Here is a 23,763-nt window from a genome sequence, read left to right as displayed (position 1 = left end):
CTTCGGTCGTTTATCCCTAAGGCGTCAATCTCTATCGTTCAGGCCATGGACAAGCACGCCATTCCTGCCACCCTGCGCCTGGGCCCGCTGCCGGGCCTGCAGGCGCAGGTCTACCCGGCCCGGCGCCCGCTGGGCGACGAGCGCCATGCCCTGCTGTTGTGGCTGCACGGCGGCTGCTTCAACGACGGCTCGGCGGCGCAGGCCCGGGCGCGCAGCGAGATGCTGGCCGAGGCCGGCGCCGACGTGGTGGCGCTTAATTACCCGCTGGCCCCCGAGCACGCCTTCCCCAGCAGCCTGGACGCCGCCTTCCAGGCGCTGCAGGCGTTGGCCGCCCGGCCCGCCGGCCTGACCGGCTCGGTGCACACCGCGCTGCTCGTCGGCGGCGAGGAGGCCGGCGGCAACCTCGCCGCCGCGCTGGCGCTGATGGCGCGCGACCAGCACGCCCCCGCGCTCGCCGGCCAGCTGCTGCTGTCGCCCATGCTGGACCCGGCGCTGGGCAGCCCTTCCATGCGCCAGGGCGAGTGTGGCGGCAGCGGCTGCGCCTACGCCATGGGGTGGAAGGCCTATCTCGGCACCTGTGCGAATGCCGACCACCCCTACGCCGTGCCGCTGAACGCCCGCCGCCTGGCGGGCCTGGCCCCCGCGCTGGTGCTCAGCGTGGCCGGCCACCCGCTCCATGACGAGGCCGGCCGCTACGCCGCCGCGCTGCGCGCCCACGGCAGCCCGGCGCAAGACCTGGCGCTGCCCGCGCTGGACGCCGGCCATGCGCACCACCCCATCCACGAGTTCCTGCGCGAGGCCGCACGCCGCGCCTTGTCCCTGCCCGCCTGATTCCTGCTCGGTCGATTCTTCGGAGAACAACAAATGCCCACCCTCACCCCCATCCACCGTCGCGTCGGCCTGATCGCCGGCGCGGCCGCCGTCATCGCGCTCGGCGCCATCGGCTTCGCGCAGTTCGGCGCCGGCCCGGCCCAGGCCGACAGCGCGCCCACGGCACCGCCGGCCACGCCGGTGTCGGTCGCCCAGGTCGTCCGCCAGGACGTGGCCGCCTGGAACGAGTTCTCCGGCCGCCTCGAGGCCGTGGAGCGCGTGGACGTGCGCGCCCGCGTGTCGGGCGCCGTGCAGGCCGTGCACTTCCGCGAGGGCAGCCTGGTGAAGGCCGGTGACCTGCTCGTCACCATCGACCCCGCGCCCTACCAGGCCGAGGTCGCGCGCGTGGAAGCCCAGGTGGCCGCCGCGCAGGCGCGCGTGACTTACACGCAGAGCGAGGCACAGCGCGCCAAGGCCCTGTGGGACGACCGCGCCGTGGCCAAGCGCGAGTTCGACGAGAAGGACAACGCCGCCCGCGAGGCCGCCGCCAACCTGCGCGCCGCGCAGGCCGCGCTGCAGTCGGCCCAGCTCTCCTTGAGCTACACGCAGGTGCGCGCGCCGGTGGCCGGTCGCGTCGGCAAGATCGAGGTGACGACGGGCAACCTCGTCGCCGCGGGCGCCGGCGCGCCGGTGCTGACGACGCTGGTGTCGGTCAGCCCCATCTACGCGAGCTTCGACGCCGACGAGAAGGTCGTCCGCGACGCGCTGGCCACGCTGCCCGGCGGTGCGGCCGAACGCCGCGGCCTGGAGCGCATCCCGGTCGAGATGCTGGCGGGCAGCGACAAGGCCACCACAGGCCGCCTGCAGCTGGTGGACAACCAGGTGGACGCCAAGAGCGGCACGCTGCGCGTGCGCGCGCAGTTCGACAACAAGGACGGCGCGCTGATCCCGGGCCAGTTCGCCAAGCTGCGCCTCGGGCAGGCCCGCCACGAGGCGGCCCTGCTCGTCAACGAGCGCGCTGTGGGCACCGACCAGGACAAGCGTTATGTCATCGTCGTCGGCACCGGCAACCAGGCCGAGTGGCGCCCCGTGACGCTGGGTGCCAGCGTGAACGGCCTGCGTGTCGTGACCTCAGGCCTGAAGGGCGGCGAGCGCATCGTCGTCGGCGGCGTGCAGCGCGTGCGGCCGGGATCGGTGCTCGCGCCCAAGGACGTGGCCATGGACGCAAAACCCGAGCTGGCGGCCCAGCAGGCCGCGGCCAAGACCTCCTGACCTAAGAAGCCCAACCCCACCCGCGAGCGCTGTCTGCGGGCCGGCAAAACCGGCCTGCGGGGGGCGTGTTGTCGCCTGAAACCGCAACGCTCGCGCCAGGAGCCCTCATGAATCTATCCAAATTCTTCATCGACCGCCCGATCTTTGCGGGCGTGCTGTCGCTGCTGATCTTCATCGGCGGCCTGCTGTCGATCCGCGCGCTGCCGATCTCGGAATACCCCGACGTCGTGCCGCCGTCGGTCGTCGTGCGCGCCCAGTACCCGGGTGCCAACCCCAAGGTCATCGCCGAGACGGTGGCCACACCGCTGGAAGAGGCCATCAACGGCGTCGAGGACATGCTCTACATGAGCAGCCAGGCCACCACCGACGGCCTGATGACGCTGACCGTCAGCTTCAAGCTCGGCACCGACCCCGACAAGGCCCAGCAGCTGGTGCAGAACCGCGTCAGCCAGGCCGAGGCGCGGCTGCCCGAGGAGGTCAAGCGCCTGGGCGTGACCACGGTCAAGAGCAGCCCCGACCTGACCATGGTCGTGCACCTGACCTCGCCCAACGAGCGCTACGACATGACCTACCTGCGCAACTACGCGCTGCTCAACGTCAAGGACCGCCTCGCGCGCATCCCCGGCGTGGGCCAGGTGCAGTTGTTCGGCTCGGGCGACTACGCGATGCGCGTGTGGCTGGACCCCCAGAAGGTCGCCGAGCACGGCCTGTCCGCCAGCGACGTGGTGGCCGCCATCCGCGGCCAGAACGTGCAGGCCGCGGCCGGCGTCGTCGGCGCGTCGCCCGGACTGCAGGGCATCGACCTGCAGCTGTCGGTCAACGCGCAGGGCCGGCTGCAGTCGGTCGAAGAGTTCGGGGACATCATCGTCAAGACCGGCACGAACGGTGCCGTCACGCGCCTGCGTGACCTGGGCCGGCTGGAGCTGGGTGCGTCGGAGTACGCGCTGCGTTCGCTGCTGGACAACAAGCCCGCCGTCGCCGTGCCCATCTTCCAGGCCCCGGGCGGCAACGCGCTGGACATCTCCACCAACGTGCGCGCCACGATGGCCGAGCTGAAGGCCGCCATGCCCGAGGGCGTGGAGTACAGCATCGTCTACGACCCCACGCAGTTCGTGCGCGCGTCCATCGAGTCCGTCGTCCACACGCTGCTGGAGGCCGTCGCGCTGGTGGTGCTGGTGGTCATCCTGTTCCTGCAGACCTGGCGCGCGTCCATCATCCCGCTGCTGGCCGTGCCGGTGTCCATCGTCGGCACCTTTGCGGTGATGCACGGCTTCGGCTTCTCGATCAACGCGCTGAGCCTGTTTGGCCTGGTGCTGGCCATCGGCATCGTGGTGGACGACGCCATCGTCGTGGTGGAGAACGTGGAGCGCAACATCGCGGCCGGCCTGAGCCCGCGCGACGCGACCTACCAGGCCATGCGCGAGGTCTCGGGCCCCATCATCGCCATCGCGCTGGTGCTGATCGCGGTGTTCGTGCCGCTGGCCTTCATCACCGGCCTGACGGGCCAGTTCTACAAGCAGTTCGCGCTGACCATCGCGATCTCGACAGTGATCTCGGCGATCAACTCGCTGACGCTGTCGCCCGCGCTGGCCGCGCTGCTGTTGAAGGACCACCACGCCCCCAAGGACGCGCTGACCCGCGGCATGGACCGCGTGCTGGGCGGCTTCTTCGCGCGCTTCAACCGGCTGTTCGCGCGCAGCGCCGACAAGTACGGCAGCGGCGTGAAGACGCTGATGTCGCGCAAGGCGCTGATGATGGTGATCTACCTGGGCCTCGTGGCGGCCACGGCGGGCCTGTTCAAGGCCGTGCCCGGCGGCTTCGTACCGGGGCAGGACAAGCAGTACCTGATCGGCTTCGCGCAGCTGCCCGATGGCGCCACGCTGGACCGCACCGAGGACGTCATCCGCCGCATGACCGACATCACGCTCAAGACCCCGGGCGTGGAGCACGCGGTGACCTTCCCCGGCCTGTCGATCAACGGCTTCACCAACAGCGCCAGCTCGGGCATCGTGTTCGCGACGCTCAAGCCCTTCGAGGAACGCAAGACGGCGGACCTGTCGGCCGGCGCCATCGCCGGCAAGCTGAACGCGCAGTACGGCGCGGTGGAGGACGCCTTCATCGTCATGTTCCCACCACCGCCCGTGCAGGGCCTGGGCACGACGGGTGGCTTCAAGCTGCAGCTGCAGGACCGCGGCGGCGTGGGTTACGAGGCGCTGGACCAGGCGCTCAAGGCCTTCATGGCCAAGGCCTACCAAACGCCGGAGCTCGCCGGGCTGTTCTCCAGCTACCAGGTCAACGTGCCGCAGCTGTTCGCTGACCTCGACCGCACCCGCGCCCGTCAACTCGGCGTGGCCGTGACCGACGTGTTCGAGACCATGCAGATCTACCTCGGCAGCCTGTACGTCAACGACTTCAACCAGTTCGGCCGCACCTACTCGGTCCGCGTGCAGGCGGATGCCGCCTACCGCGCCCGCGCCGAGGACATCGGTGCGCTGAAGGTGCGCTCGGCCTCGGGCGAGATGGTGCCGCTGTCTGCGCTGATGAAGGTCAAGCCCAGCTTCGGCCCCGAGCGCGCCATGCGCTACAACGGCTTCCTGGCCGCCGACATCAACGGCGGCGCCGCGCCCGGCTTCTCGTCGGGCCAGGCCCAGGCCGCCGTGGAGCGCATTGCCGCCGAGACGCTGCCGCCGGGCATCGGCTTCGAATGGACCGACCTGACCTACCAGGAAAAGATCGCCGGCAACTCGGCGGCCTGGGTGTTCCCACTGGCCATCCTGCTGGTCTTCCTGGTGCTGGCCGCGCAGTACGAGAGCCTGACGCTGCCCATCGCCATCCTGCTCATCGTGCCCATGGGCCTGCTGGCGGCGATGGCGGGCGTGTGGCTGGACGGTGGCGACAACAACGTGTTCACGCAGATCGGCCTCATCGTGCTGGTGGGCCTCTCCGCGAAGAACGCCATCCTCATCGTCGAGTTCGCCCGCGAGCTGGAGTTCGCCGGCCGCACCCCGGTGCAGGCAGCGCTGGAGGCGGCGCGCCTGCGGCTGCGGCCCATCCTGATGACGTCGATGGCCTTCGTCATGGGCGTGCTGCCCCTGGTGCTTAGCACCGGCGCCGGCGCCGAGATGCGCCAAGCCATGGGCGTGGCAGTGTTCGCCGGAATGATCGGCGTGACCTTCTTCGGCCTGTTCCTGACGCCGCTGTTCTACGTCATCGTGCGCCACCTGACGGGCAGCGCCCCGCTGCGCCACCACGGTGGCCATGTGGCGGCGCCGGCTGCTTCTGAAAGTCCCACGCAGCACGTCGCGCCTGTGGTCGACGCCCTGCCGCAACGAGGCAAGTGATCATCATGAAATTGACCCTGACCCCACTTTTTGCAGCGCTGCTGCTGGCGGGCTGCGCGTCGGTCGGCTCGGTGGACCCCGCCCAGCTGCCGCAGGCACCTGCTGCCTACAAGACCGCCGCCGCGAACGCCGCGCCTGCGCTGACCACCAGCTGGTGGCAGCCGTTTGCCGACCCCGTGCTGGACGAGCTCGTCGGCCGCGCGATGGCGGCCAACACCAGCGTGCAGCTGGCCGCCAACCGGCTCGCGCAGGCCCGGGCCGCGCTGGGCTCGGCGCAGGCGTCGCGGCTGCCGCAGCTGGGCGCCTCCGCCGGCGCCGGCCGCAGCACGCCGACGCCGGGCGCACCAGGCGCAACGCAGTACAGCGCCGGCCTGAACCTGGCCTACGAGCTGGACCTCGGCGGCCGCCTGCTGCACGAGCGCAATGCCGCCGCGCTGGACGCGCTGGCCCGCGAGCAGCTGCTGGCCGATGCGCGGCTGCTGGTGCAGGCCAACGTGGCCCGCGGGTATCTCGCGCTGCGCGCGCTGGATGCCGAGCGCGACCTCGTGCAGGGCACCGTCGCAGCCTACGCCGAGACGCTGGCGCTGACCGAGAAGCGCGCCCGCGCCGGGGATGTGGCCGACCTGGACCTGGCCCGCGTGCGTGCCGAGCTGGCCGCCAACGAGGCTGAGGCGCTGGCGCTGGACCGCCGCCGCGTCGAGCTGGAGACGGCGCTGGCCGTGCTGCTGGGCGAACCGGCGTCCAGTTTCCGCCTCACGCCGACGACCTGGGCCACCGCACTGCCCGCCGTGCCCGCCGGCCTGCCCTCCGAACTGCTGCAGCGCCGCCCCGACCTGGCCGCCGCACGCAGCCAGCTGCAGGCGGCGCAGGCCCGTGTCGGCGTGGCCAGAGCTGCCTGGTGGCCCAGCCTCACGCTGACGGCCCAAGGCGGCGGCGTGTCCAGCGAACTGTCCGACCTGCTGAAGAGCGGCGCCAGCACCTGGGGCGTGGGCCTGCTGGCCGCGCTGCCCCTCTTCGACGGCGGCCGCCGCGAGGCCGGCGTCAACGCGGCCCAGGCGCAGCTGGAGAGCAGCGCCATCGCGTTCCGCGAGCAGTTCCTGCTGGCGCTGAAGGACGTGGAGGATCAACTCGGCGCGCTGGCGCTGCTGCAGGCACAGGGCGATGCCAATGCGCGCGCCGTGGCCGCAGCGGGCCAGGCGCTCAAGCTGTCGGACACGCGCTACCGCAACGGCCTCGTCAGCCAGCTGGAACTGCTGGACGCCCGCCGCAGCGAGCTGGCCAACCGGCGTGCCGCGTTGCAGGTGCGCTCGGCGCAGTACCAGGCGACGGTGGGGCTGATCCGCGCGCTGGGCGGCGGCTGGGCCGGCGCCTGAGCGCCGCGCGGCTCAGCGGAGCATCAGGGCAGCGACTTGCAGCTGGGCTTGCAGACCACCTCGTTGCGGCCCAGCAGCCGGATGGATTGCAAGCTGGCCGGCGACCTGTGCTTGCCGCACTTGAAGCAGGAGCGGGTGTGGCCGCTGCCGAGGAAGGGCGAACCGCCCACTTTCGACGCATAGCGCAGGCCATCCTGGCGGACCGCGGTGACGGTGTCTTTGCTCATCTTCAGACAGGTCGGGGTGAAGCCTGCATTGAGGCACGGCGCAGATGACAACGCCACCTCGCAAGCCCGCAGTTTTTGTGTGCAATCGATGCCAAACGGGGGCTTACCCGGCCCTGATCTGCGGGGTCAGCGAGCGGGGACAATGCGATCCCGCTCGCAGACACCCCATGGCCAAGCTCTTCTTCCGTTACGCCGCAATGAACGCCGGCAAGTCCACCGCCCTGCTGCAGGTGGCGCACAACTACGAGGAGCGCGGCCACCGCGTGCGCATCTTCACCGCGCGCCTGGACGACCGCTACGGCCACGGTTTCGTCACGTCGCGCCTGGGCCCGCAGCGCGAGGTGGAGCAGTTCGACGCCGGCACCGACTTCATCGCGCTGATGCGCGACACGCCCGGCGTGGCCTGCATCCTGGTGGACGAAGCGCAGTTCCTGTCCAAGCCCCAGGTGCAGCAACTGCACGAGCTGGCCCACCTGCACAACCTGCCGGCCATCTGCTACGGCCTGCGCACCGACTTCCAGGGCGAACTCTTCCCCGGCTCGGCCACGCTGCTGGCGCTGGCCGACGAGATGGACGAGATGAAGACCATTTGCGACTGCGGCCGCAAGGCGACGATGAACATGCGCGTGGACGCCGGTAACCGCAAGGTCACCGAGGGCGCTCAGGTGGAGATCGGCGGCAACGCGCGCTACCGCTCGGTGTGCGGGCGCTGCTTCCGGCAAGGCTAGGGCAGGCGCCCCTCAGCGCAGGCCCAGCGCCTCGCGCACGGCCGCGGCGGCGGCCTCGCCCTTGGCCTTCTGCACACGCTCGACCAGCTGCAGCGCCAGGGCCTGCAGCTCCGGCAGGCTGTCACAGCGCTCCACCTCGAGAGCGAAGGCATAGCCCTTGAACGGGCCCAGCAGCTTGGTGGCCTGGCCGCTGAGGTAGGTGTAGAGCGCCGCCCGGTCCAACAGCGGCGAGCCTGCAGCTGGCGCCGAGGCGGGCGCGGGCGCAACAGCTGGCGTGGCTGCCGGCGGCATGGCGGCAGCCGCGCGCGGCGCGGCGCGGCCTTCGGCAGCGATGAGGCCCTGCTGGATCAGGGTGTCGAGATCCGCGGGCGTGGCCCCAGCCACCAGGCCCAGCCAATCGCCGGCGGTCTTGGTGGCGTCCAGCACCAGCAGCAGGTTGCGCGCCGCACGCGACAGCGGCAGCGCGCGTGCACGGATTTCGGCGCGGCCGGCCTCGGTTTTCGAAAGCAGCTGATCAAGCACGGTGCAGAACCCCGCCCGCCACCGGCGGCTGCCGGGGTCAGGCCATCGTCACGTGGGAAAACAGGCGATCAGGTCTTGTCCCGCAGCTCGCGGCGCAGGATCTTGCCCACGGGCGTCTTGGGCAGGTCGGTGCGGAACTCGACGATCTTGGGACGTTTGTAGCCCGTCAGGTTCAATTCGCAATACGAGCGCACATCAGCCTCGGTGACATTCGGGTCTTTCTTCACGATGACCACCTTCACTGCCTCGCCGGCCTTGGCGTCGGGCACGCCCACGGCGGCGCACTCCAGGATGCCGGGCATTTGCGTCAGCACATCCTCAACCTCGTTGGGATACACGTTGAAACCGCTGACGAGGATCATGTCCTTCTTGCGGTCGACGATCTTGAAGTAACCGCGTTCGTCGACGGTGCCAATGTCGCCGGTGCGGAAGAAGCCGTCAGCCGTCATGACCTTGGCCGTCTCGTCCGGGCGCTGCCAGTAGCCCGCCATGACTTGCGGGCCGCGGATGGCGATCTCGCCCGGCTGGCCGGCGGGCACCTCGTGGCCGTCGTCGTCGAGCAGCTTGAGCTCGGTCTGCGGCATGGGCAGGCCGATGGTCCCGGTGTAGGCGGTGCTGTCGGTCGGGTTGCAGGTGGCGGTGGGCGAGGTCTCGGACAGGCCGTAGCCCTCGACGATGGGGCAGCCGGTCTTCTCCAGCCACAGCTTGGCGGTGGCCTGCTGCACGGCCATGCCGCCGCCCACCGAGATGACCAGCCGGCTCCAGTCCACCGTGTTGAAGTCGGCATGGTTGGCCATGGCCATGAACAGCGTGTTGACGGCCGGGAAGCTGTGGAATCGGTGGGCGCTGAGCTCCTTGAACATGGCCGGCAGATCGCGCGGATTGGGGATCAGCACGTTGGCGCCGCCCATGTGCATGGACAGCATCATGTTCGTGTTGAAGCCGAAGATGTGATACAGCGGCAGCGCGCAGATGGTGACCACCTGCTCGCCAGCGGGGATCTTCTTCAGCGCTGGCTGGTACCAGGCCTCGGCCTGCAGGATGTTGGCCACCAGGTTGCGGTGCTTGAGCACGGCGCCCTTGGACACACCGGTCGTGCCGCCGGTGTACTGCAGCACGGCGATGTCGTCCGGGCCCAGCTTGGGCGCCTTGTAGGTGAGGCTGCGGCCCTTGGCCAGCGCGTCGTTGAAGCGCACGGCCCCCGGCAGCTCGAAGGCCGGCACCATCTTCTTCACCTTGCGCACGACGTAGTTGACGATGCTGCCCTTGACGAGGCCCAGCATGTCGCCCATGGCGGCGAGGATGATGTGCTTGGTGGGCACGTGCTGGATGACCTGCTGCAGCACCGAGGCGAAGTTCTCGATGATGACGATGGCCTTGGCGCCCGAGTCCTTGAGCTGGTGCTCCAGCTCGCGCGGCGTGTACAGCGGGTTCACGTTGACGACCACATAACCCGCCCTCAGCACGGCGGCCACGGCCACCGGGTACTGGAACAGGTTGGGCATCATGAGGGCGACGCGGTCACCCTTCTCCAGGCCCAGGCTCTGCAGATACGCGGCCAGCGCCCGCGAGGCCTCGTCCACCTGCGCGAAGCTGACGCTCTTGCCCATCATCAGGTAGGCCGCCTTGTCGGCGTTCTTCTTGAACGAGGTGTCGAGCAGATCCACCAGGCTGGGGTAGAGCGACACATTGATGTCGCGCGGCACCTCCGCCGGGTAGTGCTTCAGCCAGATGGGCTCCATGCCTTGTCTCCTTATGGGTTGGCACGGATTCTGGCCGATGGCCAGCGGTGGGCCGGTCAGGGGATTCGATAGCGGGGCAGCAGGCCCCCTACTCCACGGCCTTCAGCATGTCCTCGACCACCTTCTTCGCATCGCCGAACACCATCATGGTCTTGTCCATGTAGAACAGCTCGTTGTCCAGGCCCGCGTAGCCGGCGGCCATGGAGCGCTTGTTCACGATGATGGTCTTGGCCTTGTAGGCCTCAAGAATCGGCATGCCGTAGATGGGGCTGCCCTTCACATGCGCAGCCGGGTTCACGACGTCGTTGGCGCCCAGGATGATGGCCACGTCGGCCTGCGCGAACTCGGCGTTGATGTCCTCCATCTCGAAGACCTGGTCGTAGGGCACCTCGGCCTCGGCCAGCAGCACGTTCATGTGACCCGGCATGCGGCCGGCGACCGGGTGGATGGCGTACTTCACCGTCACGCCCTTCTCGGTCAGCTTGGCGGCCAGCTCCTTCACGGCGTGCTGGGCGCGCGCGACGGCCAGGCCGTAGCCGGGCACGATGATGACAGTCTCGGCATTGCCCATCACGAAGGCGGCATCGTCGGCGCTGCCGCTCTTGACGTTGCGCTGCACGCCGCCGCCAGACGCAGCGGTCGCGGCGTCGCCACCAAACCCGCCCAGGATCACGTTGAAGAACGAGCGGTTCATCGCCTTGCACATGATGTAGCTCAGGATCGCCCCCGAGCTGCCCACCAGCGAGCCGGCAATGATCAGCATGCTGTTGTTCAGCGAAAAGCCGATGCCCGCCGCCGCCCAGCCGGAGTAGCTGTTCAGCATGCTGACCACCACCGGCATGTCGGCGCCGCCGATGGGGATGATGAGCGTCACGCCCAGCACCAGGCCCAGCGCGATGACGATCCAGAAGTCCATCTGACTCTGGCTGTGCCAGAAGCCGAACACGAAGAAGGCCGCCGCCAGCCCGAGCACCGCGTTCAGCGCATGCTGGCCCTTGAAGACCACTGGCGCGCCCTGGAAGAGGCGGAACTTGCTTTTGCCAGACAGCTTGCCCCAGGCGATGACGGAGCCGGTGAAGGTGACCGCACCGATGAAGGCGCCCAGCGCCAGCTCGATGCGGTTGCCGCCGGGAATGGCGCCACCCTTGGCGGTGATCTGGAAGGCCCAGGGCTCGTAGGCCGCCGCGGCCGCGATGGCCACGGCCGCCAAGCCGATCATGCTGTGGAAGAACGCCACCAGCTCGGGCATCTTGGTCATCTCGACCGTCTTGGCCTTCCAGGCACCGAAGCCACCGCCGACGACCAGGCCCAGCAGCACCCAGCCCAGGCCGGTGGCCGAGCCGGCCAGCTTGACGATGAGCGCCGCCGTCGTGAACGCGGCAATGGCCATGCCGGTCATGCCGAAGACATTGCCGCGGATGGACGTCGTCGGATGCGACAGGCCCTTCAGCGACTGGATGAAGCAGACGCTGGCGATGAGGTACAGCAGCGTGACCAGGTTCATGCTCATCACGCGCCCTCCTTCTTGGCAGCGGGCTTGTCCTTCTTCTTGAACATCTCCAGCATGCGCCGCGTGACGAGGAAGCCGCCGAAGATGTTCACCGCCGCCAGCGCAACGGCCACGACGCCCATGCCCTTGGCGAAGGGCGTCTCGGTCAGCGCCGCCGCCAGCATGGCGCCGACGATGACGATGGCCGAGATCGCGTTCGTCACGGCCATCAGCGGCGTGTGCAGCGCGGGCGTCACCGTCCAGACGACGTGGTAGCCCACGTAGATGGCCAGCACGAAGATGATGAGATTGATGATGGTGTGATCAACCAGTTCCATGGTCAGGCCCTCGTCACTTGTCCGTCTTGCGTCACGCGGCAGGCCGCGACGATGTCGTCATCCAGCGGCACGGTGAACGTGCCTTCCTTGGTGACGACGAGCTTGAGGAAGTCCAGCACGTTGCGCGCGTACAGCGCCGACGCATCGGCCGCGACGAGCGCCGGCAGGTTGGTCTCGCCGACGATGACGACGCCGTGCTTGGTGACCGTCTTGCCGGCCTCGGTCAGCGGGCAGTTGCCGCCGGCCTGCGCGGCGATGTCAACGATGACCGAACCGGGCTTCATGGCCTTGACCATCTCCTCGGTAACCAGCACCGGCGCCGCGCGTCCGGGGATCAGGGCCGTCGTGATGACGATGTCCGCCGCCGCCACGCGCTTGGCCACCTCGGCCTTCTGGCGGTCCAGCCAGCTTTGCGGCATGGGCCGGGCATAGCCACCCACGCCCTCGGCCGCTTCCTTCTCCTCGGCTGTCTCGTAAGGCACGTCGATGAACTTGGCGCCCAGCGACTCAACCTGCTCCTTCACCGACGGCCGCACGTCGCTGGCCTCGATGACGGCGCCCAGCCGCTTGGCCGTCGCGATCGCCTGCAGGCCCGCCACGCCGACGCCCAAGATGACGACGCGCGCCGCCTTCACGGTGCCGGCGGCCGTCATCAGCATGGGGAAGAAGCGCTGGTAACGGTCGGCCGCGATCATGACGGCCTTGTAGCCGGCGATATTGGCCTGGCTGGACAGCACGTCCATGCTCTGCGCGCGCGTCGTGCGCGGCGCGGCTTCCAGCGCGAAGCTCGTCAGCCCGGTGGCAGCCATCGCGGCCAGGCCGTCGCGGTCGAAGGGGTTGAGCATGCCGACGAGCGCCGTGCCGGGCTTCATCAGCGCCAGCTCGTCGCCGGCCGGCGCACGCACCTTCAGCACCAGCTCGCAGGCGAGCGCCGCGGCCTGGTCGACGATCTCGCAGCCCACCGCCTCGTAGGCGGCATCGGTGACGCTGGCCGCCATGCCGGCACCGCTTTCGATGCGCAGCACGTGGCCGGCGGCCTTCAGCTTCTTGGCCGTCTCGGGCGTGACGGCCACACGGGTCTCTCCGGCCGCGCGTTCGCGCGGGACACCAATCTGCATGCGGGCTCCTCGAAGGGGCAGGTGTTGCGATCCAGCTTACACAATGCCCCGTGTCGCCCCGTGCGGGAATTCGCGAGGAAGTTTCATGGTTGCCACAGAGAGATTCCGTCCCAGCGTCACTGTCGCGGCGGTGATTGAGCGCGACGGGCGCTACCTGCTTGTCGAGGAAGAGACGGCCGAGGGCCTGATGCTGAACAACCCCGCCGGCCATGTGGAGCTGGGCGAAAGCCCGATCGAGGCCGTCGTGCGCGAGGCGCTGGAGGAAACCGCGCGGCCCTTCACGCCCGAGCATTTCCTGGGCGTCTACCTGGCCCGCTTCGTGCGGCCGGCGCGATTAGAGGATGTGACCTATGTTCGGCTGGCCTTCAGTGGTGCAGCAGGCGACGAGATCGCCGGCCGCGCGCTGGACGCGGGCATCCACCGCACGCTGTGGATGACGCTGGACGAGATCGCCGCCTGTGCCGAGCGCCACCGCAGCCCGCTGGTGCTGCAGTGCGTGCAGGACCATGCGGCCGGGCGGCGGCTGCCGCTGGCCGCGGTGTTCGCGCACACCTCGCTGACCACCCCGCTCGTGAAGGGCTGAGCGATGACGGACTTCATCGAGTGCTATGACGGGGTGTTGAGCGCCGCAGCCTGCCAGGCGCTGATCGAGCGCTTCAAGGCCAGCCCCCGCGTGCAGCGCGGCGAGACCGGCAGCGGCGTGGATGTGAGCCTGAAGGACAGCTGGGACATCGCCATCAGCCGCCACCCCGAATGGGCCGATGCCTGCGCGCAGCTGAACGATGCCGTCATCCACGGCTTCAAGCAGTACCTGCGCCGCTATGCGCACCTGGCCCTGGCGCCGCTGAAGCTGCAGATGAACCGGCCCGACGGCACGACCGCGCTGCTCGACGCGGACACCGTCGCCACGCTGCCGGACGAGCACCTGATGGGCCTGGTCGCCAAGGTCTTCCGCCCTGGCGCCATCAACCTGCAGCGCTACGTGGCCGGCCAGGGCGGCTACCCCTACTGGCACTGCGAGCAATACCCCAAGCTGGACCAGGGCGAGGCCCTGCACCGCGCGGTGCTGTGGACGATCTACCTGAACGACGACTTCAGCGACGGCGAGACCGAGTTCCTCTACCAGGGCCGCAAGATCGCGCCGCGCACCGGCAGCCTGCTGATCGCGCCGGGCGGCTTCACGCACACGCACCGCGGCAACCGGCCGACCGGCGGCGACAAGTACATCGCGACGAGCTGGGTGCTGTACCAGCGGGCCGAAAGCCTGTTCGCGCCGGGCTGATGCGGCCGTTTGGGACAATCCCGGCCATGAGTTCCGAGAAAAAACATCGAGTCGTCGTCGGCCTGTCCGGCGGCGTGGACTCGGCCGTGACCGCCCACTTGCTGAAGCAACAGGGCCACGAGGTCATCGGCATCTTCATGAAGAACTGGGAAGACGACGACAACGACGAGTACTGCTCGACGCGTCAGGACTTCCTGGACGCGGCCTCGGTGGCCGACGTGCTGGGCATCGAGATCGAGCATGTCAACTTCGCGGCCGAGTACAAGGACCGCGTCTTCGAGAGCTTTCTGCGCGAGTACCAGGCCGGCCGCACACCCAACCCCGACGTGCTGTGCAACGCCGAGATCAAGTTCAAGGCCTTCCTCGACCACGCGATGCGCCTGGGCGCCGAGAAGATCGCAACGGGTCACTACGCTCGCGTGCGTGAGGTCGACGGCGAATTCCAGCTGCTCAAGGGTCTGGACCCGCTGAAAGACCAGAGCTACTTCCTGCACCGGCTGAGCCAGGCGCAGATGAGCAAGGCGATGTTCCCGGTGGGCCACCTGCCCAAGACCGAGGTGCGCCGCATCGCCGCCGACATCGGCCTGCCGAACGCGAAGAAGAAGGACTCCACCGGCATCTGCTTCATCGGCGAGCGGCCGTTCCGCGAGTTCCTGAACAAATACCTGTCGCACAAGCCCGGTCCCATCAAGGACGAGCGCGGCCGCACGCTGGGCCAGCACGTGGGCCTGAGCTTCTACACGCTGGGCCAGCGCCAGGGCCTGGGCATCGGTGGTGTGAAGGACAAGAAGGCGCCGCGCGGCGGCGGCGAGCATGCGCCGTGGTTCGTGGCCGCCAAGGACATCCCGACCAACACGCTGATCGCCGTGCAGGGCCATGACCACCCGCTGCTGCAGAGCCCGGCCCTGCTGGCCGACGACCTGAGCTGGATCGCCGGCCGCGCGCCCGCACCCGGCCCGGCCGCGGCCAAGACGCGCTACCGCCAGGCCGACGCCGCCTGCGCCGTCGGCTACGACGACGCCGGCCGGCTGCGGCTGCGCTTCACCGAGCCGCAATGGGCCGTCACGCCGGGCCAGAGCGCCGTGCTGTATGACGGCGACGTGTGCCTGGGCGGCGGTGTGATTGCCGCCGCCCTGCCGGCTCAGGCCTGACGACGGCGCACCGCCAGCCCGATGGCGGCCAGCCCGGCCAGCAGCAGCGCGTACTGCTCGGGCTCGGGCACGGCGCTGACGGTCAGGCTGATGCGGTCGCCGGCCTGCAGGCCCGCCTGGGCCAAGGTCCAGTCGGTCTTGCCGGCGCCGCCCAACGCGTTGCCCAGCTCGACGTCCAGGAACTCCTCGGACGAGAACGTCACCGTGCGCGTGCCGCCGCTGCCCGTCACCGAGGAGGCTTCGCCGCTGAACAGGCGCGTCACGCTGCCGACGCTGCCGAAACTGCCACGGTCCAGCGTCAGCGTCAGGCCTTGCAGGCCGACACCGGTGTTATTGCGGATGACGGCGTTGAGGCCGATGGGCGCCAGCAGGTCGTCCTCGTCCAGGCGCCAGGTCAGCACGGCGGGCGCGCCGTTGGCCAGGTCCAGGTCGAAGGACAGCAGACCGTTGCTGCTGTAGTCGGCGGCCACGGTGGCGCCTTGCGTGAGCGCGCCCTCGAAGCTCAGGGCTTGGGCGGGCAAGGCGGCGGCCAGCGCGAGCGCGGCGGCGATCAGGGTCTTGGTCATGGTGAGGCTCCGGCAATCAAAGGCTGCCGCGCGTCCACGGGCCGGTGATGGCCAGCGTGACGCCGGTGTAGAGGTTCACGAACAGCACGCGGCCGTCCGGGCTGAAGACGCAGCCGGCCCATTCGGAGTTGCGCTGGTCGCCAGCGGTGGCGCCGGTCTTGCCGACTGCGTCGAGCTGGGCGCGGGTGAAGTTGTAGTTGTGCTTGGCAAACACATAGCTGCCGCCGCTGGGCGTGACCACCTTGAGGTGCTGGGCCGTGATGGCCGGCGTGTTGCCGGGGCCGCTGGTGCCGCCGTCCTCGCAGAACAGCACGCCGCCGCGCGGGCTGACGCACAGGTTGTCGGGCGAGTTGCCGACCTGCAGGCTGTTGCTGACGAAGATGGCCTTCAGCGTCATGCTGGCCAGGTGCAGCGCCCAGATGCGGCCGGCGCGGGCCGGGCTGGTGGTGACCTGCTTGTCGGTGAAGTAGACGATGCCGCCCGCCACCCAGCAGCCCTCGGTGGCGCCGAAGATGGCCGCGCCGTTGGCAAAAGCCTGGCGGTAGGGGCCGCTGGCCGACACATTGCCGTTGATGGTGGACAGCGTCGCGCCGTCCAGGTCGGGGTTGGCCACGTCCACCCAGTCGCAGAGGTACTCCTGGCACAGCGTGGGGTCGCGCAGGTCGGCGTTCGCCACCGCACGCACGCGCAGGCCCTGCAGCGTGCCGCCGGCGTGCAGGCTGTTCAGGCCGCCCGCCAGGTTGGCGGGGCGGAAGCGGTACAGCGTGTTGGCATTGCCCTGGTCTTCGGTGAGGTACCAGTAGCCGGTGGCCGGATCGATGGCGCTGGCCTCGTGGGCCATGCGGCCCATCGCGATGATGGGCTCCGGGTTGGCTGCCGTCAGGCTGGTGTCGGCCGGCACCTCGAACACATAGCCGTGCTTCTTGCCGGTGCTGGACACGCTGTTGCTGCGGATTTCCTCGTTGGACATCCACGAGCCCCAGGTGCTGGCGCCGCCGGCGCAGGGGCGGTAGATGCCGCCGAGGCTGGCGTAGCTGCCCACCCAGTTGCCATCGCGCCAGATCAGGTTGGTGTTGCCACCGGCCTGGTAGTTCACGCCCGTGGTGCCGGTGTCGTACTTCGCCACGCTGGCGCGGCCCGCGCCGACGATGTTGGCCGCATTGGTGCTGGTGCTGTGCTCATGGTTGCGCACCAGGATGATCTCGGTGCTGCGGCCCACGCGGCGCTGCACGACGACGCCCATGCCGTCATGGGCGCCGGGCGTCACCAGGCCGTCTGACATCACGTCGCCGCGCCAGCCGTAGCTCTTGTAGCTGAAGCCCGCGGGCAGCTCGATGAGCGGCAGGCCGGTCGTCAGGTCATTGACGGGCGCCGTGGCGCCATAGGGGCTGTCCAGCAGGGACGATGCGCCCGCGGCGGCGCAGCTGCCGGTGTTGGCCTCGGCCACGCGCGTGGCCAGCGCGCCGATGGGGCCGGCGAAGGCGGCCGCTACGGCGGCGGCGCCCCCCTTGAGCAGGCCGCGGCGGCCCGTGTCTGCTTGATCCATGTGTGTGCTCCAACGACCGGTGATGAGGAAGCACGGATGCTCGCGACGCCCGATGAACCCGCAATGACGCTGACAATGCGCCGCCATGAACCGTCTGGACCGTCTGCTCGCCCGCCTGGCCGAACCCGGCCTCGTGCTGCGCCTGGCTGCGCTGGTGGTGTGCGCCATGGAGTTGGTGAGCGCCGGGGCCGCGCTGTTCGGCGCGCGCACCGAGCCCTATGACGGCCTCGTGTCCAGCCTCTGGCGCCAGCTCGGCGGCGACGCCAACGATCGCGGGCTGCTGCTGATCTGCGTGTCCCTGCTGCTGGCCTTCGTCGCGCTGATGTGGCGCCTGGCCAGCCGGGGCGCCAGCGTCGTCGCCGTGAACCGGCGGCTGGGCTGGCTGCTGCTGGTGGACCTGCTGGCCTACGGCGTGACGCCGGGCCTGCCCTTCCTCGTCACGGCGCTGGCCGCCGTGCTGCTGCCGGCGCGCATGGCGCTGGGCTTCGGCGCCGCGCAGGTGCTGCTGAACACCGGCATCTACGCCGGCCCCGAGGCCAATGCCTGGCTGGACCAGTTCGGCCTGCTGTCCTCCATGCTGGCACTGCACGGCCTGGCCTTCGGCCTCGGGCGCATGGCCGCTGCCGAGGCCGAGAAGCGCCGCTGGCTGCAGGCCGTGCTGGCCGAACAGCTCTCCGGCGAGCAGCTGCTGGCCGAGCAGATGCGCTACAGCGAGCGCATGCAGATCGCCCGCGAGCTGCACGACCTGATGGGCCACCACCTGACCGCGCTGAACCTGCAGCTGCAGCTGGGCGGCGCGCTGCTGGCGCGGTCTGATGCCAGTGGCGCGGGCCAGGCACTGGCGCGGGCCGAGGGTGTGGCGGCCCAGCTGCTGGCCGATGTGCGCGAGGCCGTGTCGCAGCAGCGCAGCTCGCAGCGCATCGACCTGTCCGCCGCGCTGCAGGCGCTGGCCGAGGGCATTGCCAGCACGCGCATCGAGCTGGCGCTGGACGACGCCGCACGCGACCTCGGCCCGCGCACCGCGCATGCGCTGTTGCGCTGCGTGCAGGAGGGCGTGACGAACAGCGTGCGCCATGCCGGCGCCCGCCGCGTGCGCGTGGAGCTGCAGGGCGCGGGCGACCACGTGACGGTCAGCATCGACGATGATGGCCGCGGTGCGCCGGGCCGGCTCGCCAACGGCGCCGAGAGCTATGGCAACGGCCTGTCCGGCATGGCCGAGCGCATGACAGAACTGGGTGGGCAGATGCGCGTGACGCGCACCAGCCCGGGATTTCGAATCGAGCTGAGATGTCCGCGATGGGTGTGATCAAGATCCTGCTGGTGGAAGACCAGCAACTGGTTCGCGAGGGCCTCAAGGGCCTGCTGGCGCTGCACGACGAGGTGCAGGTGGTCGGCGAAGCGAACGACGGCGCCGAGGCGCTGGAATGGCTGGCCGGCGCCTCGCCCGAGGCCATGCCCGACATCGTGCTGTCCGACATGCGCATGCCGCGCCTGGACGGGCTGGGCCTGATCCGCGCGCTCGCCGCGCGCGCGCTGCGGCTGCCGGTCGTGCTGCTGACCACCTTCGACGACACGGCGACCTTCGACGAAGCCGCCCGCGCCGGTGCCAAGGGCTTTCTGCTGAAAGCCATCAGCCCCGACACGCTGCTGCAGGCGCTGCGCGACGTGCATGCCGGCGGCACGGCGCTGCGCCCGTCGCTGACGACGCGCATGGAGGCCAAGGGCGGCGAGCGCGCGTTCACGGCCGCCGATCACCCCGACCCGCTGAGCCCGAAGGAGCTGCAGGTGCTGCGCCTGGTGGCGAGCGGCCGCAGCAACACCGAGATCGCCAGCCTGCTGGGCAACAGCGAGGGCGTCATCAAGAACCACTGCTCGGCCATCTTCTCCAAGATGGGCGTGCGCGACCGCACGCAGGCCGTGCTGCGCGCCATCGACCTGGGCTGGATCTAACGCGCCGGACCGCCAGCGGGCGTGGCCAGCTGCAGCACCCAGTAGCGGCGCTGGCTGTCCGGGTGGGCCGCACAGGCCAGGCCGAACTCCTGCAGGTCGGCAGCCATCAGGTGCTCGCAATGCGCCGGGCTGGCCAGCCACTGGGCCAGCACCTCGTCCAGCGTCTCGGGGCCGCCGGCCAGGTTCTCGGCCGACACCTGCATCACATAGCCCGCCTCGCGCAGCCGCGCCCGCAGCGAGGTGCCGCCGGCACCGACATGGCTGAGCCGGTCCTGCCCCGCCAGCTCAACAGCATGGCGGTGTGCCGAGGCGGCCAGCAGCGGCTGCCAGCGCAAGGGCGCCGCGGCGGGCCAGCGCACGCTGCCGCAGGCACGGGCCTGGCCGCGCAGCGCATTCAGCCCGGCCTCCACCAGCGCTGCAGGCGGCGTGCAGGCGGGCCACGCGGCGAACGGCAGGAGAGTCAGCAGGGCCAGGATCACAGGAGCGAGACGCATGCGCCCATCCTAGGGCCGGCACCCGGCGCCACTGGCCTGGCCGGATTGCCAAGGGCGCTGCGGCCGGTCACCATGGCGCCATGCCGCACCCCCTGCTTGCTCAACCCATGCCGCCTCGAGCATCCCGAGCCCACCGACTGATGGCTGCGCTGTGCTGCAGCCTGGCGCTCGGCGCCTGCGCACATCCCGAGCCCCCCGCCCGCCCTGCGTCTGCCACCGAGGCCGACTCGGTGCGCTTGGCCCGCGAGCTGCGCGCGCTGATCGGCACGGCCAGTTGCACCAGCGATGCGCAGTGCCGCACCGTGGCCGTGGGCGCCAAGGCCTGCGGCGGGCCGGCCGGCTACTGGGCATGGTCCACGCTGGGCACAGACGGCGAACGGGTTCAGGCACTGGCGCGCCGCCAGGCCGAGGCGCACCGGCGGGAGATCGACGCCTCCGGCATGCGCTCCAACTGCGCCCTGACCACCGACCCCGGTGCGGCCTGTGTCGCCGGGCGCTGCACCACCGCCACACCCGCCGCCGCACGTTGAACGCCGCCGCCAGGGCGGCACCATGAAAAAGGCCGCATGCCCCCGCGTGGCATGCGGCCTGTCGCCGTGAGCGGGGCAGCGGCCCCGCCTCTGGCACTGGCTTACTTGCTGGCCGGCTTCAGCTTGCTGGCCACGGGCTCCAGCCCCTCGCTCAGCACCGCGGTGCCCGGATCGGCGCGCAGCACGGTGGTGGACTGCGGCACGCCCTGCGGGTCCAGCCACTGCACGCCACCGACGTAGCGCTTGCCCGGGGTCAGGCCCGACCACAGCAAGCCCACCGTGGCACTGCTGCCGGCGTAGACCTGGCTGGGCAACAGCGCGGTCAGCGTGCCATTGGCATCGCCCGGCATCACGATCCAGCTGGACAGCGCATGCCGCATCTCCGGCTGGCCACCGTAGGCGTGGACGCAGACGCGGTAGTTGCCGGCGGCCGGCGCACTGACCTGAACGGCCTCGTTGGTGAAGGCGGCACCGGAGTACACCGCAGCGCCCGTGGGCGTCAGCAGCACCATGTCGTTGTCGTCCTGCGGGTGGCTGGTGTCCGCCTGACGCAGCGCGAAGCGGGCGACGATGGCGTTGGCCGGCACGCTGAAGTTGTAGACCTTCACGTCGGCGGTGTCGGCACCGGCGGCGCAGGCCTCGATCAGCGGATCGCGGTCCAGGCCACCGGCCGGCGCCAGCGTGACGGGCGCGGCGACGGTGGCTTCCTTGACGCCACGACGCGCGGTGATGCGGCCGGTGATGCCGGTCTTCAGCGTCAGGCTGCGGTTGCCGGTCGCGTTGGTCGTGGCGACGGTCGGCGGCGCAATGATGGGCACGCCCACACGCGCCTGCACCGGGCTGCGCACCACATGGCCGGCACCGTCGTTCCAGACCAGATCACCGAAGTACCAGGTGTTGACCGCGGCACCGGCGGTCGGCACCAGGCGCACCGTGAAGCTCTTGGTCTCACCCGGGGCCAGCGTCAGCGAGGGCGTGCTCAGCGTGGCCGTGAAGTTCGGGACGTTGACCGTGCCGGTGTAGGTGGCGGTGGTGCTGCCGACGTTGGTCACGCGGCGCGTCACCGTGACGCCATTGCCGAAGATGGACCCGGCGGTGATGGACGGCAGGTTCAGGTTGTAGGTCTCGTCCAGCACGCCGTAGGTCGTGCAGTCGCTGGCGGGAAGGACAGCCGCACGGTTCACCTTGCACTGGTAGCGAATCCAGTCCACCGCACCGGAGTCGTAGACCAAGCCCGGATCGATGGCCTTGTTCGGCGACACATGGCCCGCGCCCTGTGCCCAGGGCAGCAGCCCGTTCTGGGCGCCGGCGAGGTTGTCGTTCAGCGTCGAGTACGCCGTGGTCATCAGCGCCGACTTGATGGCCGAGGGCGACCACGTCGGGCGCGCCTGACGCAGCAGCAACGCGAGACCCGCCACGTGCGGGCTGGACATGGACGTGCCGGACATCGTCGTCCAGGCAGGCGGCGGCACCAGATCGTTGCCCGCCAGCTGGTCACGCTCGGCCTGGCTCAGGTCAGGCGTGGCCTGGGCAATGATGCTGACGCCGGGAGCCGTCAGATCCGGCTTGAGGATGTTGGCATCACCGGCGTTGGGGCCGCGTGACGAGAAACCGGCCATCACCGGCGCATTGGGCGTGCTGCCGATGTAGAACGGGCTCAGCGCAGCGGTGCCGGCGCCGTCGGCGGCGTAGGTCTTCACCGCAGCGCCGTCGGCTGCCGTCACATGCACGGTGGGCACCGAGTGGACTTCAGACACCAGGCCGGCGCCGTTGTCCACCAGGATCATGCCGACGCCGCCTGCGGCGGCCACGGCCGCGCTCTTGGCCACGCGGGCGTTGTTGCCGCGGTCGCAAACGACGATCTTGCCGGCCACCTTGGCCGGGTCCAGCAGCGCCAGGCCGTTGTTGTCGGCCGCGGTGTAGCACAGGCGCAGCTTGTCGGCATCGGCACCCGCGATACCAGCCTGCGAGGCCAGCACCAGCGGCGTGCCAGCGGCCACGCCCGTGCTGCCCAGCGAAGCGCCGGTGACCTTGGTGCCGCTGCCCAGCGTGGCATCGCCATTGAAGGTGCGGTCATGCGTGGAGGCTGCCACCGTGGTCAGCCAGGGGCTGATGTGGGCCACGGCCTGGCCGGGGCCGCTGTTGCCGGCTGATGCCGCCACAAAGACGTTGGCGCGTGCCGCGCGGTAGAAGGCCTGCTCGACGGGGTCGTTGACCGTGGTCTGCGAGCCGCTGATCGAGAAGTTGATGACGTTCACGCCATCCTTGACCGCCGCGTCGATGGCGGCCACGGAGTCGGTGGACCAGCAGTTGTTCTGGCTGCCCGTGCCGTCGGTGGCCGCGGGGTTCACCCAGGTCCAGCAGACCTTGTAGCTGGCCACGCGGGCGCGCGGGGCAACGCCGGTGGCCGTGCCCAGGGTCAGGCCGTCAACGGTGGCGGCAACGTTCGCATTGCCGGCGGCCGTGGAGGCCGTGTGGTCACCATGGCTGCCATGGCCCACCGGGCCGGAGATCGAGTCGCGGCCGGAGACGAAATCGGTCCAGTGCAGCGTGTTGCCGGTGCCGTCGAAGCCTGCCTTGAAGTGCTTGATGCCGACCAGCTTGTTGTTGCAATGCGCAGCCGTGATGCCCTCACCGGCCACGCAACCGCCCTTGAAGCTGGCGGGGGCGGGGCCGTAGGCCAGCGTGTCCGCCGGGTTGTTGCTCGGCACGCCGTTGGCATCGACACGGTCGAAGAAGGCCGGGTTCTCGGGCCAGATGCCGCCGTCGATGATGCCGACCACCAGGTTCTCGCCCTTGAGCGCGCTGCCGGCCACGGTCTGCGACCACAGGCCGCCGGGGGCGGTGAGCTTCAGGAAGTTGGCGGTGGACACCGTGTCCAGCTGGCGCGGCGTGTCCTCAAACACGTCGGCCACGCCCGCGTTGGCACGCAGCGACAGCGCTTCGGCTTCGGTCAGCTTGGCGGCAAAACCGTTGAACACCGTGTCGTAGGTCGCCAGCACCTGCGAGCGATCGATCAGCGACAGCACCTCGTTCTGCTTCTGGCTCAGGTAGCCGACGTAGGCCTGCACCGTGGGCGCGCCGTAGCGGAAGCTGGTGCCGGCCGCGGGCTGGGTGGCGGCATAGCCGCTGACGGTGCCCTGGTAGGTGGCAGCGGGTTCGTCCTTGAGTTGGACGATGTAGGTCTTGCGGTCCTGGGCCAGCGCGCTTGTGGCGACGCCAGACAACAGCACCAGCGCCGCCAGTGCGGCGGGCTTGAGCATCATCTTCATGGGATGTCCTTG

Annotated in this window: 21 protein-coding genes; 11 read left to right on the top strand and 10 right to left on the bottom strand. The window is 70.0% G+C overall.

What is annotated here, in order from left to right:
* Window positions 1-45 precede the first annotated feature (45 nt).
* The 4 genes from NYO99_RS14005 to NYO99_RS13990 all read left to right on the top strand — a co-directional run bounded on the left by NYO99_RS14005 (window position 46) and on the right by NYO99_RS13990 (window position 6,796).
* A complete protein-coding gene (locus NYO99_RS14005; RefSeq protein WP_268167840.1) occupies window positions 46-831 on the top strand; it encodes an alpha/beta hydrolase fold domain-containing protein in 786 nt (261 codons plus the stop codon).
* Window positions 832-864: 33 nt separating this feature from the next.
* Window positions 865-2,082, top strand: coding sequence for an efflux RND transporter periplasmic adaptor subunit (locus NYO99_RS14000; protein WP_268167839.1), 1,218 nt, complete (start codon window positions 865-867; stop codon window positions 2,080-2,082).
* Window positions 2,083-2,189: 107 nt separating this feature from the next.
* Entirely contained in the window at window positions 2,190-5,423 is a 3,234-nt protein-coding gene (locus tag NYO99_RS13995; RefSeq protein WP_268167838.1) for an efflux RND transporter permease subunit, read from the top strand.
* A 5-nt stretch (window positions 5,424-5,428) separates the two neighbouring features.
* Window positions 5,429-6,796 carry an efflux transporter outer membrane subunit gene (locus tag NYO99_RS13990; protein WP_268167837.1) on the top strand — a complete coding sequence of 456 codons (1,368 nt, stop codon included), beginning with the start codon at window positions 5,429-5,431 and terminating at the stop codon, window positions 6,794-6,796.
* Between the two features lie 23 nt (window positions 6,797-6,819).
* Here NYO99_RS13990 and NYO99_RS13985 read toward each other — a convergent pair whose 3' ends face one another.
* Window positions 6,820-7,023 (bottom strand): hypothetical protein, encoded by a 204-nt coding sequence (locus tag NYO99_RS13985; protein ID WP_268167836.1) that lies wholly within the window; start codon window positions 7,021-7,023, stop codon window positions 6,820-6,822.
* 167 nt (window positions 7,024-7,190) lie between these two features.
* On the opposite strand from NYO99_RS13985, the gene NYO99_RS13980 reads away from it, so the two are divergent.
* The gene (locus NYO99_RS13980; protein ID WP_268167835.1) at window positions 7,191-7,751 is read left to right on the top strand and encodes a thymidine kinase; all 561 of its coding nucleotides are present in this window, start codon (window positions 7,191-7,193) and stop codon (window positions 7,749-7,751) included.
* A 12-nt stretch (window positions 7,752-7,763) separates the two neighbouring features.
* Here NYO99_RS13980 and NYO99_RS13975 read toward each other — a convergent pair whose 3' ends face one another.
* The 5 genes from NYO99_RS13975 to NYO99_RS13955 all read right to left on the bottom strand — a co-directional run bounded on the left by NYO99_RS13975 (window position 7,764) and on the right by NYO99_RS13955 (window position 12,960).
* Window positions 7,764-8,273 carry a hypothetical protein gene (locus NYO99_RS13975; RefSeq protein WP_268167834.1) on the bottom strand — a complete coding sequence of 170 codons (510 nt, stop codon included), beginning with the start codon at window positions 8,271-8,273 and terminating at the stop codon, window positions 7,764-7,766.
* A gap of 68 nt (window positions 8,274-8,341) precedes the next feature.
* Window positions 8,342-10,015: a long-chain-fatty-acid--CoA ligase gene (locus NYO99_RS13970; RefSeq protein WP_268167833.1), complete on the bottom strand. Its 1,674-nt coding sequence runs from the start codon at window positions 10,013-10,015 to the stop codon at window positions 8,342-8,344.
* An 88-nt stretch (window positions 10,016-10,103) separates the two neighbouring features.
* Window positions 10,104-11,525: an NAD(P)(+) transhydrogenase (Re/Si-specific) subunit beta gene (locus NYO99_RS13965; protein ID WP_268167832.1), complete on the bottom strand. Its 1,422-nt coding sequence runs from the start codon at window positions 11,523-11,525 to the stop codon at window positions 10,104-10,106.
* A complete protein-coding gene (locus NYO99_RS13960) occupies window positions 11,525-11,842 on the bottom strand; it encodes an NAD(P) transhydrogenase subunit alpha part 2 (RefSeq protein ID WP_268167831.1) in 318 nt (105 codons plus the stop codon). Before NYO99_RS13960 ends, NYO99_RS13965 begins: the two co-directional genes overlap by 1 nt.
* Before the next feature lie 2 nt (window positions 11,843-11,844).
* Window positions 11,845-12,960: a Re/Si-specific NAD(P)(+) transhydrogenase subunit alpha gene (locus NYO99_RS13955; protein ID WP_268167830.1), complete on the bottom strand. Its 1,116-nt coding sequence runs from the start codon at window positions 12,958-12,960 to the stop codon at window positions 11,845-11,847.
* 85 nt (window positions 12,961-13,045) lie between these two features.
* On the opposite strand from NYO99_RS13955, the gene NYO99_RS13950 reads away from it, so the two are divergent.
* The 3 genes from NYO99_RS13950 to mnmA are packed head-to-tail and all read left to right on the top strand — an operon-like array spanning window position 13,046 to window position 15,393.
* Window positions 13,046-13,543, top strand: coding sequence for an NUDIX hydrolase (locus NYO99_RS13950; RefSeq protein ID WP_268167829.1), 498 nt, complete (start codon window positions 13,046-13,048; stop codon window positions 13,541-13,543).
* 3 nt (window positions 13,544-13,546) lie between these two features.
* Window positions 13,547-14,242: a 2OG-Fe(II) oxygenase gene (locus NYO99_RS13945; RefSeq protein WP_268167827.1), complete on the top strand. Its 696-nt coding sequence runs from the start codon at window positions 13,547-13,549 to the stop codon at window positions 14,240-14,242.
* Between the two features lie 26 nt (window positions 14,243-14,268).
* Window positions 14,269-15,393, top strand: coding sequence for a tRNA 2-thiouridine(34) synthase MnmA (mnmA, locus tag NYO99_RS13940; protein WP_268167826.1), 1,125 nt, complete (start codon window positions 14,269-14,271; stop codon window positions 15,391-15,393).
* Here the strand turns inward: mnmA and NYO99_RS13935 are convergent.
* Both NYO99_RS13935 and NYO99_RS13930 read right to left on the bottom strand, forming a co-directional pair.
* Window positions 15,384-15,959 carry a PEP-CTERM sorting domain-containing protein gene (locus NYO99_RS13935; RefSeq protein WP_268167825.1) on the bottom strand — a complete coding sequence of 192 codons (576 nt, stop codon included), beginning with the start codon at window positions 15,957-15,959 and terminating at the stop codon, window positions 15,384-15,386. The two genes, mnmA and NYO99_RS13935, sit on opposite strands and share 10 nt — an antisense overlap.
* A gap of 16 nt (window positions 15,960-15,975) precedes the next feature.
* On the bottom strand, window positions 15,976-17,505 hold the full coding sequence (locus tag NYO99_RS13930) for an alkaline phosphatase PhoX (RefSeq protein WP_268167824.1): 1,530 nt from the start codon (window positions 17,503-17,505) through the stop codon (window positions 15,976-15,978).
* 85 nt (window positions 17,506-17,590) lie between these two features.
* Between NYO99_RS13930 and NYO99_RS13925 the strand changes: the two genes are divergently transcribed.
* Entirely contained in the window at window positions 17,591-18,811 is a 1,221-nt protein-coding gene (locus NYO99_RS13925) for a sensor histidine kinase (protein WP_268167823.1), read from the top strand.
* Window positions 18,793-19,455 carry a response regulator transcription factor gene (locus NYO99_RS13920; RefSeq protein ID WP_268167822.1) on the top strand — a complete coding sequence of 221 codons (663 nt, stop codon included), beginning with the start codon at window positions 18,793-18,795 and terminating at the stop codon, window positions 19,453-19,455. Before NYO99_RS13925 ends, NYO99_RS13920 begins: the two co-directional genes overlap by 19 nt.
* Here the strand turns inward: NYO99_RS13920 and NYO99_RS13915 are convergent.
* Window positions 19,452-19,949, bottom strand: a complete 498-nt coding sequence (locus NYO99_RS13915; RefSeq protein ID WP_268167821.1) for a CAP domain-containing protein — start codon at window positions 19,947-19,949, stop codon at window positions 19,452-19,454. The two genes, NYO99_RS13920 and NYO99_RS13915, sit on opposite strands and share 4 nt — an antisense overlap.
* 140 nt (window positions 19,950-20,089) lie before the next feature.
* Here NYO99_RS13915 and NYO99_RS13910 point away from each other — a divergent pair, with 140 nt between their 5' ends.
* The gene (locus NYO99_RS13910) at window positions 20,090-20,479 is read left to right on the top strand and encodes a hypothetical protein (protein WP_268167820.1); all 390 of its coding nucleotides are present in this window, start codon (window positions 20,090-20,092) and stop codon (window positions 20,477-20,479) included.
* A 101-nt stretch (window positions 20,480-20,580) separates the two neighbouring features.
* Here the strand turns inward: NYO99_RS13910 and NYO99_RS13905 are convergent, their stop codons facing one another.
* On the bottom strand, window positions 20,581-23,751 hold the full coding sequence (locus tag NYO99_RS13905) for a S8 family serine peptidase (protein ID WP_268167819.1): 3,171 nt from the start codon (window positions 23,749-23,751) through the stop codon (window positions 20,581-20,583).
* Window positions 23,752-23,763 lie beyond the last annotated feature (12 nt).

It is taken from the genome of Roseateles hydrophilus, assembly GCF_026712245.1.
Lineage (GTDB): Bacteria > Pseudomonadota > Gammaproteobacteria > Burkholderiales > Burkholderiaceae_C > Pelomonas > Pelomonas hydrophilus.
The sequence above is the reverse complement of the archived record's forward strand: the minus strand, read 5'-3'. Positions and strand labels throughout refer to the sequence as shown.